Below are 14,386 nucleotides of genomic sequence, written 5' to 3'. Positions count from 1 at the left end.
TTATTCCTCAATCTCATTCAGGTTGCGCCCCGCCAGAGCGGCTTTCACCGTCGAGTCCAGGCGGCGGGCAGCAAAAGCATCGGTCACTTGCGACAGACGCTTGGTCTGCTGCTCGATGGCGTAACCATCGGTACCTTTCATCAACTCGGCCAGTTCTTGCATCTGCAGTTCGATGACCATGCGCTCTTCGGCGTCGAGCAGACGATCACCGTCCGCATCGAGGGCGCCCTGCACCGCTTCGATCAAGCGCTGGGCATCGACTTGCTGCTCACGCAGCACACGGGCAACCTTGTCGTCATTGGCGTGCTGGAACGAATCCTTGAGCATGCGGGCGATTTCGCCGTCGGTCAGGCCGTAGGACGGCTTGACCTGAATGCTCGCCTCGACACCCGAACCCAGCTCACGAGCCGAAACGCTGAGCAGGCCATCGGCGTCGACCTGGAAGGTCACGCGAATCTTCGCCCCACCCGCGACCATGGCCGGAATACCGCGCAACTCGAAGCGCGCCAGCGAGCGGCAATCGCTGATCAGCTCGCGCTCGCCCTGCAGCACATGAATCATCATGGCCGACTGGCCATCTTTGTAGGTCGTGAAGTCCTGGGCCCGCGCGACCGGAATGGTGGTGTTGCGTGGAATCACCTTCTCCATCAGGCCGCCCATGGTTTCCAGCCCAAGGGACAACGGAATCACGTCAAGCAGAAGCAGTTCGCCACCATCGCGTTTGTTGCCCGCCAGGGTATCCGCCTGGATCGCGGCACCGATGGCCACCACTTGATCCGGGTCGATTTCGGTCAACGGCTGACGACCGAACGCCTCGGCCACGGCCTGGCGCACACGGGGAACGCGGGTCGAACCGCCCACCATCACCACCGCATGCACATCATCCAACTCGATACCGGAGTCGCGAACGGCACGGCGGCAAGCCTTGAGGCTGCGGGCGACCATGGGCTCGATCAGCGCATCGAAGGCTTCACGGGTCAGTTCGGCTTTCCAGTCACCGTAAGCGACTTCGACCACCGCGGCGTCCGTCAGGGCTTCCTTGGCCGCGCAAGCGGTTTGCAGCAGGTGGCGTTGCGTGCCCGGATCAAGATCGGCGGACAGACCGGCGCGCTCGATGATCCAGCCGGCAATCGCGTGATCGAAGTCATCGCCACCCAGGGCGCTGTCGCCACCGGTAGCCAACACCTCGAACACACCACCGGTCAGGCGCAGAATCGAAATATCGAAGGTGCCGCCACCCAAGTCATAAATAGCGACCAGGCCTTCGGCCTGCTGGTCCAGACCATAGGCCACCGCTGCCGCGGTCGGCTCGTTGAGCAAGCGCAGCACGTTCAGACCGGCCAGCTTGGCCGCGTCCTTGGTGGCCTGGCGCTGGGCATCATCGAAGTAGGCCGGAACGGTGATCACCGCACCGACCAGCTCGCCACCCAAGGTCGCCTCGGCGCGCTGACGCAGCACCTTGAGGATGTCGGCGGAGACTTCGACCGGGCTTTTCGGCCCCTGCACGGTGTCGATGAACGGCATGTGCGACTCGCCGTCGACGAAACGATACGGCAGTTGCTCGCCCAGCTGCTTGACGTCGGACAGACCACGACCCATCAAGCGCTTGACCGACAACACCGTGTTCAACGGATCGGCAGCGGCCGCCAGCCTGGCGGACTCGCCCACCTCGACACGGTCGGCGTGATAGCGCACCGCCGACGGCAGGATGACCTGCCCGGCAGCGTCGGCCAGAGGTTCGGAAAGACCACTGCGCAACGCAGCGACCAGCGAATTGGTAGTGCCCAAGTCAATCCCCACAGCCAGGCGACGCTGGTGCGGTTGAGGACTTTGGCCGGGTTCGGCGATCTGCAGTAGGGCCATCGTAATCAGGACTTATCTGTATATCAGGCGTGCAACCTTGGCGGCACTGGGTTAATCGTCGAGGCGCTCTTCTAACTGGCGCACTTCGTAAGTGAGCTTGTCCAGGAACTGCATGCGCCGCATCAGGCGTTCGGCCCGTTCACGTTGCACGGCATCGTTCCAGCAAGCTGCGAAGCTTTGGTTCAGTTCATCCTGGGCGACTTTCAGGCGGCGCTTGAACGCGGCAACGCCATTCAGGTCAGCACTGTCCTGCAGGTCTTCGAGCTCTTCACGCAACTCCATCTGTTGCAGAAGAAACTCTGGATCATGCACCGTGACCTCCAGCGGTAGCTCGCCACCATTCAAGGCGAGCAAGTAACGCGCGCGCTTGGGCGGACTCTTGAGCGTCTGGTAGGCCTCGTTGAGGCTCGCGGATTTCTCTAGCGCCAGCCGCTGCTCACGCTCGGAAGCGTCGGCAAAGCGGTCTGGATGGACGCCACGCGCCAACTCACGATAGCGCGTAGCCAGCTGGTCGAGGTCCAGGTTGAAGCTCGGTTGCAGCTCAAACAAAGCGAAATGACAAGGAGTACCCACGAGCAGCCTCAGATGTTGAAGCTTTCGCCGCAGCCACATTCACCGCGCACGTTGGGATTGTTGAACTTGAAGCCTTCGTTCAACCCTTCCTTGACGAAATCGAGCTCGGTGCCGTCAAGGTACGCCAGGCTTTTCGGATCGATGATCACTTTCTCGCCGTGACTTTCGAATACCTGATCGTCCTCGCCAACCTCATCGACAAACTCCAGCACGTAGGCAAGGCCGGAACAGCCCGTGGTGCGAACACCCAGGCGAATCCCATCACCCTTGCCGCGCCCGTCGAGGGAGCGTCGCACGTGTTGAGCAGCCGCTTCTGTCATGCTGATAGCCATCGGTGACTCCTTACTCGTCGCCAAATCTTGAAAGTCAGATCAAGCCTTTCTTCTGCTTGTAATCGCGAACAGCAGCCTTGATGGCGTCTTCAGCGAGAACCGAGCAGTGGATTTTCACTGGCGGCAGGGCCAGTTCTTCAGCCAGCTGAGTGTTCTTGATGGTTTCTGCCTCGTCCAGCGTCTTGCCCTTCATCCACTCGGTGGCCAGGGAGCTGGAAGCGATGGCGGAACCGCAGCCATAGGTCTTGAACTTGGCATCTTCGATGATACCGGCTTCGTTGACCTTGATCTGCAGGCGCATCACGTCGCCGCACGCCGGAGCGCCGACCATGCCGGTGCCGACATCAGGATCTTCCGCGTCCATCTTGCCGACGTTGCGCGGGTTTTCGTAGTGGTCGATGACCTTTTCGCTGTAAGCCATGGTACTTATCCTCACTCATCAGAGAGTCGCTCTTCGGGCCCTGCACGCCTGCATTTCACTGCGCGTGACAGGACCCATGTGCGGCGACTTATATATCAGTGTGCCGCCCACTCGATCTTCGAAATGTCGACGCCGTCTTTGTACATGTCCCACAGCGGCGACAGGGCGCGCAGCTTGGTGACGGCCTCGCAGACTTTCTGCGCGGCGTAATCGATTTCTTCTTCGGTGGTGAAGCGGCCGAAGGTGAAGCGGATCGAGCTGTGTGCCAGTTCGTCGTTACGGCCCAGGGCGCGCAGTACGTACGAAGGCTCGAGGGACGCCGAGGTGCAGGCCGAACCGGACGACACCGCCAGATCCTTGAGCGCCATGATCAGCGACTCGCCTTCGACGTAGTTGAAGCTCAGGTTCAGGTTGTGCGGTACACGGGCGGTCATGCTGCCGTTGACGTACAGCTCTTCGAGGTCTTCGACCTGCTTGAAGAAACGGTCGCTCAAGGCTTTGATGCGAACGTTTTCGGCAGCCATGTCTTCCTTGGCTACACGGAATGCTTCACCCATGCCAACGATCTGGTGGGTCGCCAGGGTGCCGGAGCGCATGCCGCGCTCGTGACCGCCGCCGTGCATGGTCGCTTCCAGGCGAACACGTGGCTTGCGACTCACGTACAACGCGCCGATGCCTTTTGGACCGTAGGTCTTGTGCGCCGAGAACGACATCAGGTCGACCTTCAGCTTTTGCAGGTCGATGTCGACCTTGCCGGTGGACTGCGCGGCGTCGACGTGGAACAGAATACCCTTGGAACGGGTCAGTTCGCCGATGGCCGCGATGTCGTTGACGGTGCCGATTTCGTTGTTCACGTGCATCACCGACACCAGAATAGTGTCATCGCGCAGTGCGGCTTCGATCATCTCGGGCGTCACCAGGCCATCTTCACGCGGGTCAAGGTAAGTCACCTCGAAACCTTCACGCTCCAACTGGCGCATGGTATCCAGGACCGCCTTGTGCTCGATCTTGGTGGTGACCAGGTGCTTGCCCTTGCTGCCGTAGAAATGCGCGACACCCTTGATTGCCAGGTTGTCGGACTCGGTGGCACCGGAGGTCCAGACGATTTCACGCGGGTCGGCGTTGACCAGGTCAGCGACCTGGCGGCGAGCGTTTTCGACCGATTCTTCGGCCTTCCAGCCGAACACGTGGGAACGGGACGCCGGGTTACCGAAGTTTCCGTCGACCAGCAGGCATTCACTCATTTTTTGCGCGACACGCGGATCAACCGGGGTGGTCGCAGAGTAATCAAGGTAAATCGGCAATTTCATGGACTATCTCCTAAATCAGGCTGGCTGGCGTGCCGCTAGCTCTTGGGCTGTCATTCGACGGCGGACGCTTCAATCTTGTCCAGACGCGGCGTCTTGCTGTTGCAACGACGCTGGTCCTGACGCTGGGCTACTTCTTGTACCTCACGGCGAGTGACAAGATCAGCCAAGCTGATACCGCTGAGAAATTCGTGGATTTGCAGGCTCAGATCACACCACAAGTGGTGGGTCAGACAGGTGTCGCCACCATGGCAATCACCCAGCCCCTGGCATTTGGTTGCATCGACCGATTCGTTCACCGCATCAATGACCTGAGCCACCTGGATCCCCTGCATCTCACGCGACAGCTGGTAGCCGCCGCCTGGACCGCGAACACTGGACACCAGGTTGCTGCGGCGCAGTTTGGCAAAAAGCTGTTCGAGGTAGGACAGGGAAATGCCTTGGCGCTCGGAGATATCAGCCAGGGACACCGGCCCATGCTGCGCGTGCAACGCCAGGTCAAGCATGGCGGTGACAGCGTATCGGCCTTTTGTAGTCAGTCGCATGGACAATTACCACGGAGTTTCGGGATGGGGACGAGTATGCAATTCCCGAGTATTTAAGTCAACTATAAGACCTAGTACTTTAGTCAGGTTTACCCGTAAAAGAGCGCGCGCACTATAGCAAAGTCTGCAGCTTAATGGCACACCCGCGAGGCGCACCACTGAGCCGCGACACAAACCACGCCATCAGCTCGCCTGGCTTTCATCCTTGCCCTTCACGCAGGCGAAGTCTTCCTCGCGCAGTTCAGGCAAATCCTTGGCACAGTACGGGCTACCCAGGTCCTTCAACGCACCGCACATATCCTCCAGCCGACCGTCCACCGCCTGCAGGTGATCCAGCAACTGACCGATGGCACGCGCCACCGGGTCCGGCATGTCTTCGCTGACGCCATAGGCGTCGAACCCGAGCTTCTCGGCCATGGCCTTGCGCTTGGCTTCCTGCTCGTCGTCAGACTTGACGATGATCCGCCCGGGAATCCCGACCACCGTCGCCCCCGCTGGCACCGCCTTGGTCACGACGGCATTGGAGCCGACCTTGGCGCCCGCGCCCACCGTGAACGGCCCCAACACCTTGGCGCCCGCCCCCACCACTACGCCATCTTCCAGCGTAGGGTGGCGCTTGCCTTTGTTCCAGCTGGTGCCGCCCAGGGTCACGCCCTGATACAGGGTGACGTCATTGCCGATCTCAGCGGTTTCGCCGATGACGATGCCCATGCCGTGGTCGATAAAGAAGCGCCGGCCGACCTTGGCGCCCGGATGAATCTCGATCCCGGTCAGCCAGCGACCGAAGTTCGACACCAGTCGCGCCAGCCATTTCCAGCCCATGCCCCACAACGCCGACGACAGGCGATGAATCCAGATGGCGTGCATGCCCGGGTAGCAGGTCAGCACCTCAAACGCATTACGTGCCGCCGGGTCGCGATGGAAAACGCTCTGGATATCTTCACGCAAACGCTCGAACATCATTAATCCTTCCGTTTAAGGAGCTCGCCACGGGCCGCTTTCTGGGTTTCCGTGAGGATGCCACGCAAAATATTCATTTCCGCCCGGCTTACCGAGCTTCGACCGTACAACCGACGCAGGCGCGCCATCAAGTGCCGTGGTTTTTCCGGATCGAGAAACTCAATGGCCACCAGGGTCTGCTCCAGGTGCTCATAGAATCGCTCCAGCTCATCCATGGTCGCCAACTCACCGCTTTTGATGGACGCCACTTCATCTTTCTCGACCTTGCTCGGCTGGCCTTGTGCCGCCAGCCAGGACATGCGCACTTCATAGCTGAGCACCTGCACCGCCGCCCCGAGATTCAGCGAGCTGAACTCAGGATCCGAAGGGATGTGCACATGGAAATGACATCGCTGCAGCTCTTCATTGGTCAGGCCGGAATCTTCACGACCGAACACCAGAGCGATCTCGGCGCCCTGCCCGGCTTCTTCAACCACTTTGCTGCCGCACTCACGCGGATCGAGCAACGGCCAGGGAATGCGACGATCCCGAGCACTGGTGCCCAGCACCAGGTTGCAGCCCACCAGGGCATCTTCCAGGGTGGCGACAACCTGGGCATTTTCCAGAATGTCACCGGCACCGGAGGCCCGCGCATCGGCTTCGTGGTGCGGAAAAATCCGCGGTTCGACCAGCACCAGCCGCGACAGCCCCATGTTCTTCATGGCACGCGCAGCCCCGCCGATATTGCCCGGATGGCTGGTATTGACCAGGACGACACGAATGTTCTGCAGCAAGGGAGGCGCTCTCTGACAGGGGATTTGGCGGCAAATCTTACAGTTCATCCAGGCATCCTGCCTCAAATATTACTGCCTGGCCCGACCCCACTCACTGTCGCCATGCGGCACCGACGCGCGCCCGTCGCCCACCATGAATCGCCACGACGCCCCGCCCGGGCCCATTGACCGCTCGTCAAAAAGCCCGCGCCTTTAAAGGGCCGGATGCAAAGTTAGGTCACGAAAGCGAACGTCGTCGTTCATCTGTAGAAACTTTCTGCTAGAATGCTCGGCTTTCTTTAACAACCTTAGGTGACACATCCATGCAGCCCATGCTGAATATCGCGCTGCGCGCCGCCCGCAGCGCCAGTGAATTGATTTTCCGCTCCATCGAGCGCCTGGATACCATCAAGGTCGACGAAAAAGACGCCAAGGACTACGTGTCCGAAGTTGATCGCGCGGCCGAACAGAAAATCGTCGATGCCCTGCGCAAGGCCTACCCGAACCACTCGATCCTGGGCGAAGAGACCGGCATGCACGCCGGCACCGGTATCGAAGGCGAAGAATACCTGTGGATCATCGACCCCCTGGACGGTACCACCAACTTCCTGCGCGGCATTCCGCACTTCGCCGTGAGCATTGCCTGCAAATACCGTGGTCGCCTGGAACACGCCGTGGTCCTGGACCCGGTTCGCCAGGAAGAATTCACTGCCAGCCGTGGTCGTGGCGCCCAACTCAACGGCCGTCGCATGCGCGTCAGCGGCCGCACCAGCCTTGACGGCGCCCTGCTGGGCACGGGCTTCCCGTTCCGCGACGACCAGATGGACAACCTCGACAACTACCTGGGCATGTTCCGCAGCCTGGTTGGCCAGACCGCCGGCATCCGTCGCGCTGGCGCAGCAAGCCTGGACCTGGCCTACGTGGCCGCTGGCCGCTTCGACGCCTTCTGGGAGTCGGGCCTGTCCGAGTGGGACATGGCAGCAGGCGCCCTGCTGATCCAGGAAGCAGGCGGCCTGGTGAGCGATTTCACCGGCGGTCACGATTTCCTTGAAAAAGGCCACATCGTTGCCGGCAACACCAAATGCTTCAAGGCAGTCCTGACGGCCATCCAGCCGCACCTGCCAGCCTCGCTGAAACGCTAAGCGATTGGCACAGAAAGCACCCTTCGGGGTAATGCTAGTCAGTTAAGAGAAATAAAGCCGAACACGAAACCCGTGGCGAGGGAGCTTGCTCCCTCGCCACGGGTACTATGTTCGGCTGGTCTTTGGCTTAACTGATCGGCATTACCCTTCGGGGTGCTTTTTTATGCCTGCGATTTACCCTCCACTGTAGGAGCGAGCACGCTCGCGATGGTCGTCAACGATAGCGCGTGCTTTCTGATTAAACGCGACTCTTGAATTCATCGCGAGCACGCTCGCTCCTACAGGCAGCACACCCAGATTTAATCCAAAAGACACCAAAAGCGGCACAACACCTGAATCCGCGCACAAAAAAGCACCCCGCAGGGTGCTTCTTGTTGAACTTGAGTTCAGCGGATCACTGAGCCGGTTCGTTCTGCCCCAGGATCAGCTGACCTTCCTTGTCGACCGGAATCTGGTTGCCCGGATCACGATCCATGCGCACCTTGCCTTCCTTGCCGGCCAGCGAATAACGCACGTCGTAGCCTACGACCTTCTCGCTGATGTCATTGACCGTATTGCAACGGGTTTGCGTGGTGGTGTAGGTATCACGCTCCTGCATGCCTTCCTGCACCTTGTTGCCGGCGTAACCGCCGCCCACCGCACCCGCGACCGTGGCGATCTTCTTACCGCTACCGCCGCCGATCTGGTTGCCCAGCAGACCACCCGCCACCGCACCCAGCACGGTACCGGCGATCTGGTGTTGATCTTTTACCGGCGCTTGCCGGGTAACGGCGACATCCTTGCAGACTTCACGTGGTGTCTTGATCTGTTGTTTGACCGGCTCGACCGCCAATACCTGAGCGTACTCAGGGCCGCTTTTTACCAGCTTATAGGTGGCAACAGCCCCCCCCGCGGTGACAGCGACAGCACCTAGCACCGCACCCACCAGCATCGACTTGTTCACATGAACCTCCTGACCATCACATGCGGGATAAACCCGCGCTTCTCCCAGCCTTGGAACACAAAAAAAGGCGCGAGTTCAATACTCGCGCCTTTTCAGATATTACCAGAAGGAATGACGCCTCAAGGACGGTCGTCCACTTCCTTTTCGGTGTTGGCAGGAGGAATCAGGTCCTCGCTGCTCAGGCTCAGCCAGATCAGCACCACGTTGGCGATGTAGATCGACGAGTAGGTACCCGCCAGTACACCGATGAACAGCGCAATGGAGAAGCCGAACAGGTTGTCGCCACCGAAGAACAACAGGGCCGCGATCGCCAGCAAGGTGGAGATCGACGTTGCCATGGTGCGCAGCAGGGTTTGCGTGGTCGAGATGTTGATGTTCTCGATCAGGCTGGCCTTGCGCAGCACCCGGAAGTTCTCACGCACCCGGTCGAACACCACGATGGTGTCGTTGAGCGAGTAGCCGATGATCGCCAGCACCGCCGCCAGCACCGTCAGGTCGAAGGTGATCTGGAAGTACGACAGGATACCGATGGTCACGATCACGTCGTGGATCAAGGATACGATCGCACCGACCGCAAACTTCCACTGAAAGCGGAACGCCAGGTAGAGCAGGATGCCGCCCAGCGCCATCAGCATGCCGAGGCCGCCCTGGTCGCGCAGTTCCTCACCCACCTGCGGGCCGACGAACTCGACGCGCTTGACCACGGCCGAGTTGTCGCCACCGACCTTCTGCAGCGCTTCAGCCACCTTTTGACCCAGCAGCGGGTCATCGCCCGGCATCCGCACCAGCAAGTCGGTGGTAGCACCGAAGCTCTGGACCACGGCGTCGTTATAGCCCGACGAAGCCAGTTGCTCGCGCACCTTGGTCACATCGGCCGGACGCTCGTAGGTCAGCTCGATGAGCGTACCGCCGGTGAAGTCCAGCCCCCAGTTCATGCCCTTGGTGACGCAGCTGAACAAGGCCAGGACCGTAAGGAACAATGTGACGCCGAACGCAACGTTGCGAACGCCCATGAAGTTGATTGTACGTAACATGGCAGCCCCTTAAATCCACAACTTCTTGAAGTCACGACCGCCGAAGATCAGGTTGACCATCGCGCGGGTCACCATGATGGCCGTGAACATCGAGGTAAAGATCCCGAGGGACATGGTCACTGCGAAGCCCTTGACCGGGCCGGTGCCCATGGCAAAGAGGATGCCGCCGACCAGCAAGGTGGTCAGGTTGGCGTCGAGAATCGCGGTAAATGCCCGGCCGAAGCCTTCGTTGATTGCACGCTGCACGGTCATGCCCGCAGCGATCTCTTCACGGATCCGCGAGAAGATCAGCACGTTGGCGTCGACCGCCATGCCCATGGTCAACACGATACCGGCGATACCCGGCAGGGTCAGGGTTGCACCCAGCAGCGACATCAGGGCCAGCAGCAACACCATGTTCACCGATAGAGCGACGGTGGCAATGATGCCGAAGAAGCGGTAGATGGCGATAATGAACAGCGACACGAACAGCATGCCCCACAGCGACGCATCGATACCCTTGGTGATGTTGTCGGCACCCAGGCTTGGACCGATGGTCCGTTCTTCGGCAAAGTACATCGGTGCAGCCAGGCCACCGGCGCGCAGCAACAGGGCCAGCTCCGAGGATTCGCCCTGGCCGGTCAGGCCAGTGATACGGAACTGGGCGCCCAGCGGCGACTGGATGGTCGCCAGGCTGATGATCTTCTTCTCTTCCTTGAAGGTCTGGACCGGCACGTCTTTCTCGACGCCGTTGACCATCTGCTTGACGTAGGTGGTCACCGGGCGCTGCTCGATGAAGATCACCGCCATGCTGCGGCCGACGTTCGAACGGGTCGCACGGTTCATCAGCTCGCCGCCGTGACCGTCCAGACGAATGTTCACTTCCGGCGAGCCCTGTTCACCGAAACCGGCCTTGGCGTCAGTCACCTGGTCACCGGTGATGATCAGCCCACGCTCGATGAGCGCAGGAGGACGGTTGCCCTCACGGAACTCGAAGGTTTCGGAAGTGGCTTTCGAAGCACCCGGCTCTGCGGCCAGACGGAACTCAAGGTTGGCCGTCTTGCCCAGGATACGCTTGGCTTCGGCAGTGTCCTGCACGCCTGGCAGCTCGACCACGATGCGGTTGGCACCCTGGCGCTGAACGATAGGCTCGGCTACACCCAGCTCGTTGACGCGGTTACGTACCGTGGTCAAGTTCTGCTTGATGGAGTATTCGCGGATTTCCGCCAGCTTGGCCGGGGTCATCGCCAGACGCAGCACCGGCTGACCATTGAGGTCGGCGGGAACAATGTCGAAATCGTTGAAGCTCTTGCGGATCAGCGTGCGGGCCTGTTCGCGGGCCGCTTCATCAGTGAAGCCCAGCTGAATGGCGCCACCCAGTTGCGGCAGGCTGCGATAGCGCAGACGCTCTTTACGCAACAGGCTCTTGACGTCGCCTTCGTAGACTTTCATGCGGGCATCGAGGGCTTTGTCCATGTCCACTTCCAGCAGGAAGTGCACACCACCGGACAAGTCCAGGCCCAGCTTCATCGGGTGCGCGCCGAGGCTGCGCAGCCATTGCGGGGTGGTTTGTGCCAGGTTCAGCGCGACAACATAATCATCGCCCAGTGCCTTGCGCACGACGTCCTTGGCTGGAAGTTGGTCTTCCTGCTTGGTCAGGCGTACCAGACCGCCCTTGCCTTTTTCCGCCAGAGTGGCGGCCTTGACGTTGATCCCGGCCTCGTTGAGCGCTTTGCTCACACGATCCAGATCAGCCTGAGTCACCTGCAACGCAGTACTTGCACCACTGACCTGAATGGCCGGATCGTCAGGGTATAGATTGGGAGCGGAATAAATCAGACCGACCGCTAGCACCGCCAGGATCAGTACGTATTTCCACAGAGGGTATTTGTTCAGCATCACGCCGCCCGCTTATGACGCGGGGCGCCTTGCGCGCCCCGTCGATTGGTAGAAGATGAAACTTAGATCGCTTTCAGCGTGCCTTTTGGCAGCGTGGCAGCGATGGCGCCTTTCTGGAACTTCAGCTCTACCGAGTCAGAAACTTCAAGAACAACGAAGTCATCAGCTACTTTGGTGATCTTGCCGGCGATACCGCCAGTAGTCACAACTTCATCACCTTTTTGCAGGCTGCCGAGCAGGTTCTTCTGCTCTTTGGCGCGCTTGGCCTGTGGACGCCAGATCATCAGGTAGAAGATGACCAGGAAGCCGACCAGGAAAATCCACTCAAAGCCGCCGCCCATTGGGCCAGCAGCAGGTGCAGCGGCGTCCGCCATAGCATTAGAGATAAAAAAGCTCATTTAGCACTCCAGTTGCAAGTATTGAATCTTAAGGTCAGAAAACTCAGTCCAAAGGCGGAACAGGCAACCCGCGCTTGGCATAGAAGGCATCGACAAAGGCGGCCAATGTACCCTGTTGAATAGCCTCGCGCAAACCAGCCATAAGCACTTGATAATGACGCAAGTTATGGATGGTATTGAGCATGCTCCCCAGCATTTCGCCGCACTTGTCCAAGTGATGCAGATAAGCGCGGGAGAAGTTCTGGCAGGTATAGCAATCGCAGGTCGGATCGAGTGGCGAATCATCATGGCGATGGAACGCGTTACGGATCTTCAGCACGCCGGTATCAATGAACAGATGCCCGTTGCGGGCATTACGGGTTGGCATCACGCAATCGAACATGTCCACCCCGCGGCGCACACCCTCAACCAAGTCTTCCGGCTTGCCAACACCCATAAGGTAACGAGGTTTGTCAGCCGGCATCATGCCCGGCAGATAATCCAGCACCTTGATCATTTCGTGCTTGGGCTCGCCCACCGACAGGCCGCCGATGGCCAGGCCGTCGAAGCCGATCTTGTCGAGGCCTTCCAGGGAGCGCATGCGCAGGTCCTGGTGCATGCCGCCCTGAACGATGCCGAACAGCGCCGCCGTGTTGTCGCCATGGGCTTCTTTCGAACGCTTGGCCCAACGCAGGGACAATTCCATGGAAATACGGGCGACGTCTTCATCAGCCGGGTACGGCGTGCATTCGTCGAAAATCATCACGATGTCGGAGCCCAGGTCACGCTGGACCTGCATCGACTCTTCCGGGCCCATGAACACCTTGGCGCCGTCGACCGGGGAAGCGAAGGTCACGCCCTCCTCCTTGATCTTGCGCATGGCGCCCAGGCTGAACACCTGGAAACCACCGGAGTCGGTCAGGATCGGGCCTTTCCACTGCATGAAGTCATGCAGGTCGCCGTGCTTCTTGATCACTTCGGTGCCAGGGCGCAGCCACAGGTGGAAGGTGTTGCCCAGAATGATTTCAGCGCCAGTCGCCTCGATATCCCGTGGCAGCATGCCCTTGACCGTGCCGTAGGTGCCCACCGGCATGAAGGCCGGGGTCTCGACGGTACCGCGCGGGAAGGTCAAACGACCACGACGAGCCTTGCCGTCGGTGGCCAAAAGCTCAAAAGACATACGACAGGTGCGACTCATGCTGTTTCCTCAGGGCCCGATTCACTAGGGGCAGTCGGCGCTGGATTACGGGTGATGAACATCGCATCACCGTAGCTGAAAAAGCGGTATCCATGCTCGACCGCGGCCTTGTAGGCCGCCATGGTTTCGGGATAACCGGCGAATGCCGAAACCAGCATCAACAGCGTGGATTCAGGCAAATGGAAGTTGGTGACCAGGGCATCGACCACATGGAACGGCCGGCCCGGGTAGATAAAGATATCGGTGTCGCCGCTGAATGGCTTGAGCACACCATCACGGGCCGCGCTTTCCAGCGAGCGCACACTGGTGGTCCCCACGGCCACCACGCGCCCACCGCGAGCCCGGCAGGCCGCGACCGCATCCACCACGTCCTGGCCGACTTCCAGCCATTCGCTGTGCATGTGGTGATCTTCAAGGCGCTCGACGCGCACCGGCTGGAACGTGCCAGCGCCGACGTGCAGGGTCACGAACGCGGTCTCGATGCCCTTGGCGGCAATCGCCTCCAGCAACGGCTGATCGAAATGCAGCCCCGCTGTCGGTGCCGCCACCGCGCCCAGGCGCTCGGCGTACACCGTCTGATAACGCTCGCGGTCCGAACCTTCGTCCGGGCGGTCTATATAAGGAGGCAGCGGCATATGCCCGACACGGTCGAGCAGCGGCAGCACTTCTTCGGCGAACCCCAGTTCGAACAACGTATCGTGGCGCGCCAGCATCTCGGCCTCGCCACCGCCGTCGATGAGGATCTTCGACCCCGGCTTGGGCGACTTGCTGGAGCGCACATGAGCCAGCACGCGATGACGGTCGAGCACCCGTTCCACCAGGATTTCCAGCTTGCCGCCGGAAGCCTTCTGGCCAAACAGCCGCGCCGGAATCACCCGGGTATTGTTGAACACCATCAGATCGCCCGGGAGCAAATGCTCAAGCAAATCAGTGAATTGACGGTGTGCCAGGGCGCCGCTGACCCCATCCAGGGTCAACAGGCGACTGCCGCGCCGCTCAGCCAAAGGGTGGCGAGCGATCAGCGAATCAGGGAGTTCGAAAGTAAAGTCAGCAACGCGCAT

The 14,386-nt window shown here is 60.3% G+C and carries 15 protein-coding genes; 1 reads left to right on the top strand and 14 read right to left on the bottom strand.

Annotation, left to right across the window (positions count from 1 at the left end):
* The 8 genes from hscA to trmJ all read right to left on the bottom strand — a co-directional run bounded on the left by hscA (position 1) and on the right by trmJ (position 6,774).
* A complete protein-coding gene (gene hscA / locus CKW25_RS13565; RefSeq protein ID WP_095079939.1) occupies positions 1-1,863 on the bottom strand; it encodes a Fe-S protein assembly chaperone HscA in 1,863 nt (620 codons plus the stop codon).
* A 51-nt stretch (positions 1,864-1,914) separates the two neighbouring features.
* The gene (gene hscB / locus CKW25_RS13560) at positions 1,915-2,436 is read right to left on the bottom strand and encodes a co-chaperone HscB (RefSeq protein WP_095079937.1); all 522 of its coding nucleotides are present in this window, start codon (positions 2,434-2,436) and stop codon (positions 1,915-1,917) included.
* Between the two features lie 8 nt (positions 2,437-2,444).
* Complete coding sequence (gene iscA, locus CKW25_RS13555; RefSeq protein WP_095079935.1) at positions 2,445-2,768, bottom strand: iron-sulfur cluster assembly protein IscA; 324 nt, start codon at positions 2,766-2,768, stop codon at positions 2,445-2,447.
* A gap of 34 nt (positions 2,769-2,802) precedes the next feature.
* The gene (iscU, locus tag CKW25_RS13550; RefSeq protein WP_028620148.1) at positions 2,803-3,189 is read right to left on the bottom strand and encodes a Fe-S cluster assembly scaffold IscU; all 387 of its coding nucleotides are present in this window, start codon (positions 3,187-3,189) and stop codon (positions 2,803-2,805) included.
* A 95-nt stretch (positions 3,190-3,284) separates the two neighbouring features.
* Positions 3,285-4,499, bottom strand: coding sequence for an IscS subfamily cysteine desulfurase (locus CKW25_RS13545; RefSeq protein ID WP_095079933.1), 1,215 nt, complete (start codon positions 4,497-4,499; stop codon positions 3,285-3,287).
* 50 nt (positions 4,500-4,549) lie between these two features.
* The gene (gene iscR / locus CKW25_RS13540) at positions 4,550-5,041 is read right to left on the bottom strand and encodes a Fe-S cluster assembly transcriptional regulator IscR (protein ID WP_095079931.1); all 492 of its coding nucleotides are present in this window, start codon (positions 5,039-5,041) and stop codon (positions 4,550-4,552) included.
* A 183-nt stretch (positions 5,042-5,224) separates the two neighbouring features.
* Complete coding sequence (cysE, locus tag CKW25_RS13535; protein ID WP_095079929.1) at positions 5,225-6,001, bottom strand: serine O-acetyltransferase; 777 nt, start codon at positions 5,999-6,001, stop codon at positions 5,225-5,227.
* A gap of 2 nt (positions 6,002-6,003) precedes the next feature.
* Positions 6,004-6,774, bottom strand: a complete 771-nt coding sequence (gene trmJ, locus CKW25_RS13530) for a tRNA (cytosine(32)/uridine(32)-2'-O)-methyltransferase TrmJ (protein ID WP_095079928.1) — start codon at positions 6,772-6,774, stop codon at positions 6,004-6,006.
* A gap of 302 nt (positions 6,775-7,076) precedes the next feature.
* On the opposite strand from trmJ, the gene suhB reads away from it, so the two are divergent.
* A complete protein-coding gene (gene suhB / locus CKW25_RS13525) occupies positions 7,077-7,895 on the top strand; it encodes an inositol-phosphate phosphatase (RefSeq protein ID WP_095079926.1) in 819 nt (272 codons plus the stop codon).
* Between the two features lie 394 nt (positions 7,896-8,289).
* On the opposite strand, the gene CKW25_RS13520 is transcribed toward suhB, so the two are convergent.
* From CKW25_RS13520 to queA, 6 genes are all read right to left on the bottom strand, one after another.
* The gene (locus tag CKW25_RS13520) at positions 8,290-8,838 is read right to left on the bottom strand and encodes a glycine zipper 2TM domain-containing protein (RefSeq protein WP_095079924.1); all 549 of its coding nucleotides are present in this window, start codon (positions 8,836-8,838) and stop codon (positions 8,290-8,292) included.
* 119 nt (positions 8,839-8,957) lie between these two features.
* The gene (gene secF, locus CKW25_RS13515; protein ID WP_095079922.1) at positions 8,958-9,872 is read right to left on the bottom strand and encodes a protein translocase subunit SecF; all 915 of its coding nucleotides are present in this window, start codon (positions 9,870-9,872) and stop codon (positions 8,958-8,960) included.
* Between the two features lie 9 nt (positions 9,873-9,881).
* On the bottom strand, positions 9,882-11,750 hold the full coding sequence (secD, locus tag CKW25_RS13510; RefSeq protein WP_095079921.1) for a protein translocase subunit SecD: 1,869 nt from the start codon (positions 11,748-11,750) through the stop codon (positions 9,882-9,884).
* Positions 11,751-11,812: 62 nt separating this feature from the next.
* A complete protein-coding gene (yajC, locus tag CKW25_RS13505; protein ID WP_095079919.1) occupies positions 11,813-12,148 on the bottom strand; it encodes a preprotein translocase subunit YajC in 336 nt (111 codons plus the stop codon).
* Between the two features lie 43 nt (positions 12,149-12,191).
* Positions 12,192-13,307: a tRNA guanosine(34) transglycosylase Tgt gene (tgt, locus tag CKW25_RS13500; protein ID WP_162130301.1), complete on the bottom strand. Its 1,116-nt coding sequence runs from the start codon at positions 13,305-13,307 to the stop codon at positions 12,192-12,194.
* Between the two features lie 14 nt (positions 13,308-13,321).
* Positions 13,322-14,386, bottom strand: a complete 1,065-nt coding sequence (gene queA / locus CKW25_RS13495) for a tRNA preQ1(34) S-adenosylmethionine ribosyltransferase-isomerase QueA (RefSeq protein WP_095079917.1) — start codon at positions 14,384-14,386, stop codon at positions 13,322-13,324.

The organism is Pseudomonas sp. Irchel s3h17 (genome assembly GCF_900187505.1).
GTDB lineage: Bacteria > Pseudomonadota > Gammaproteobacteria > Pseudomonadales > Pseudomonadaceae > Aquipseudomonas.
The sequence above is the reverse complement of the archived record's forward strand: the minus strand, read 5'-3'. Positions and strand labels throughout refer to the sequence as shown.

What these genes read in the sequence shown, in the direction of transcription:
- yajC (WP_095079919.1), bottom strand. Translation starts at nt 12,148, where the DNA reads ATGAGCTTTTTTATCTCTAATGCTATGGCGGACGCCGCTGCACCTGCT.
- iscU (WP_028620148.1), bottom strand. Translation starts at nt 3,189, where the DNA reads ATGGCTTACAGCGAAAAGGTCATCGACCACTACGAAAACCCGCGCAAC.
- secD (WP_095079921.1), bottom strand. Translation starts at nt 11,750, where the DNA reads ATGCTGAACAAATACCCTCTGTGGAAATACGTACTGATCCTGGCGGTG.
- hscA (WP_095079939.1), bottom strand. Translation starts at nt 1,863, where the DNA reads ATGGCCCTACTGCAGATCGCCGAACCCGGCCAAAGTCCTCAACCGCAC.
- tgt (WP_162130301.1), bottom strand. Translation starts at nt 13,307, where the DNA reads ATGTCTTTTGAGCTTTTGGCCACCGACGGCAAGGCTCGTCGTGGTCGT.
- cysE (WP_095079929.1), bottom strand. Translation starts at nt 6,001, where the DNA reads ATGTTCGAGCGTTTGCGTGAAGATATCCAGAGCGTTTTCCATCGCGAC.
- iscR (WP_095079931.1), bottom strand. Translation starts at nt 5,041, where the DNA reads ATGCGACTGACTACAAAAGGCCGATACGCTGTCACCGCCATGCTTGAC.
- suhB (WP_095079926.1), top strand. Translation starts at nt 7,077, where the DNA reads ATGCAGCCCATGCTGAATATCGCGCTGCGCGCCGCCCGCAGCGCCAGT.
- secF (WP_095079922.1), bottom strand. Translation starts at nt 9,872, where the DNA reads ATGTTACGTACAATCAACTTCATGGGCGTTCGCAACGTTGCGTTCGGC.
- iscA (WP_095079935.1), bottom strand. Translation starts at nt 2,768, where the DNA reads ATGGCTATCAGCATGACAGAAGCGGCTGCTCAACACGTGCGACGCTCC.
- queA (WP_095079917.1), bottom strand. Translation starts at nt 14,386, where the DNA reads ATGCGCGTTGCTGACTTTACTTTCGAACTCCCTGATTCGCTGATCGCT.
- CKW25_RS13545 (WP_095079933.1), bottom strand. Translation starts at nt 4,499, where the DNA reads ATGAAATTGCCGATTTACCTTGATTACTCTGCGACCACCCCGGTTGAT.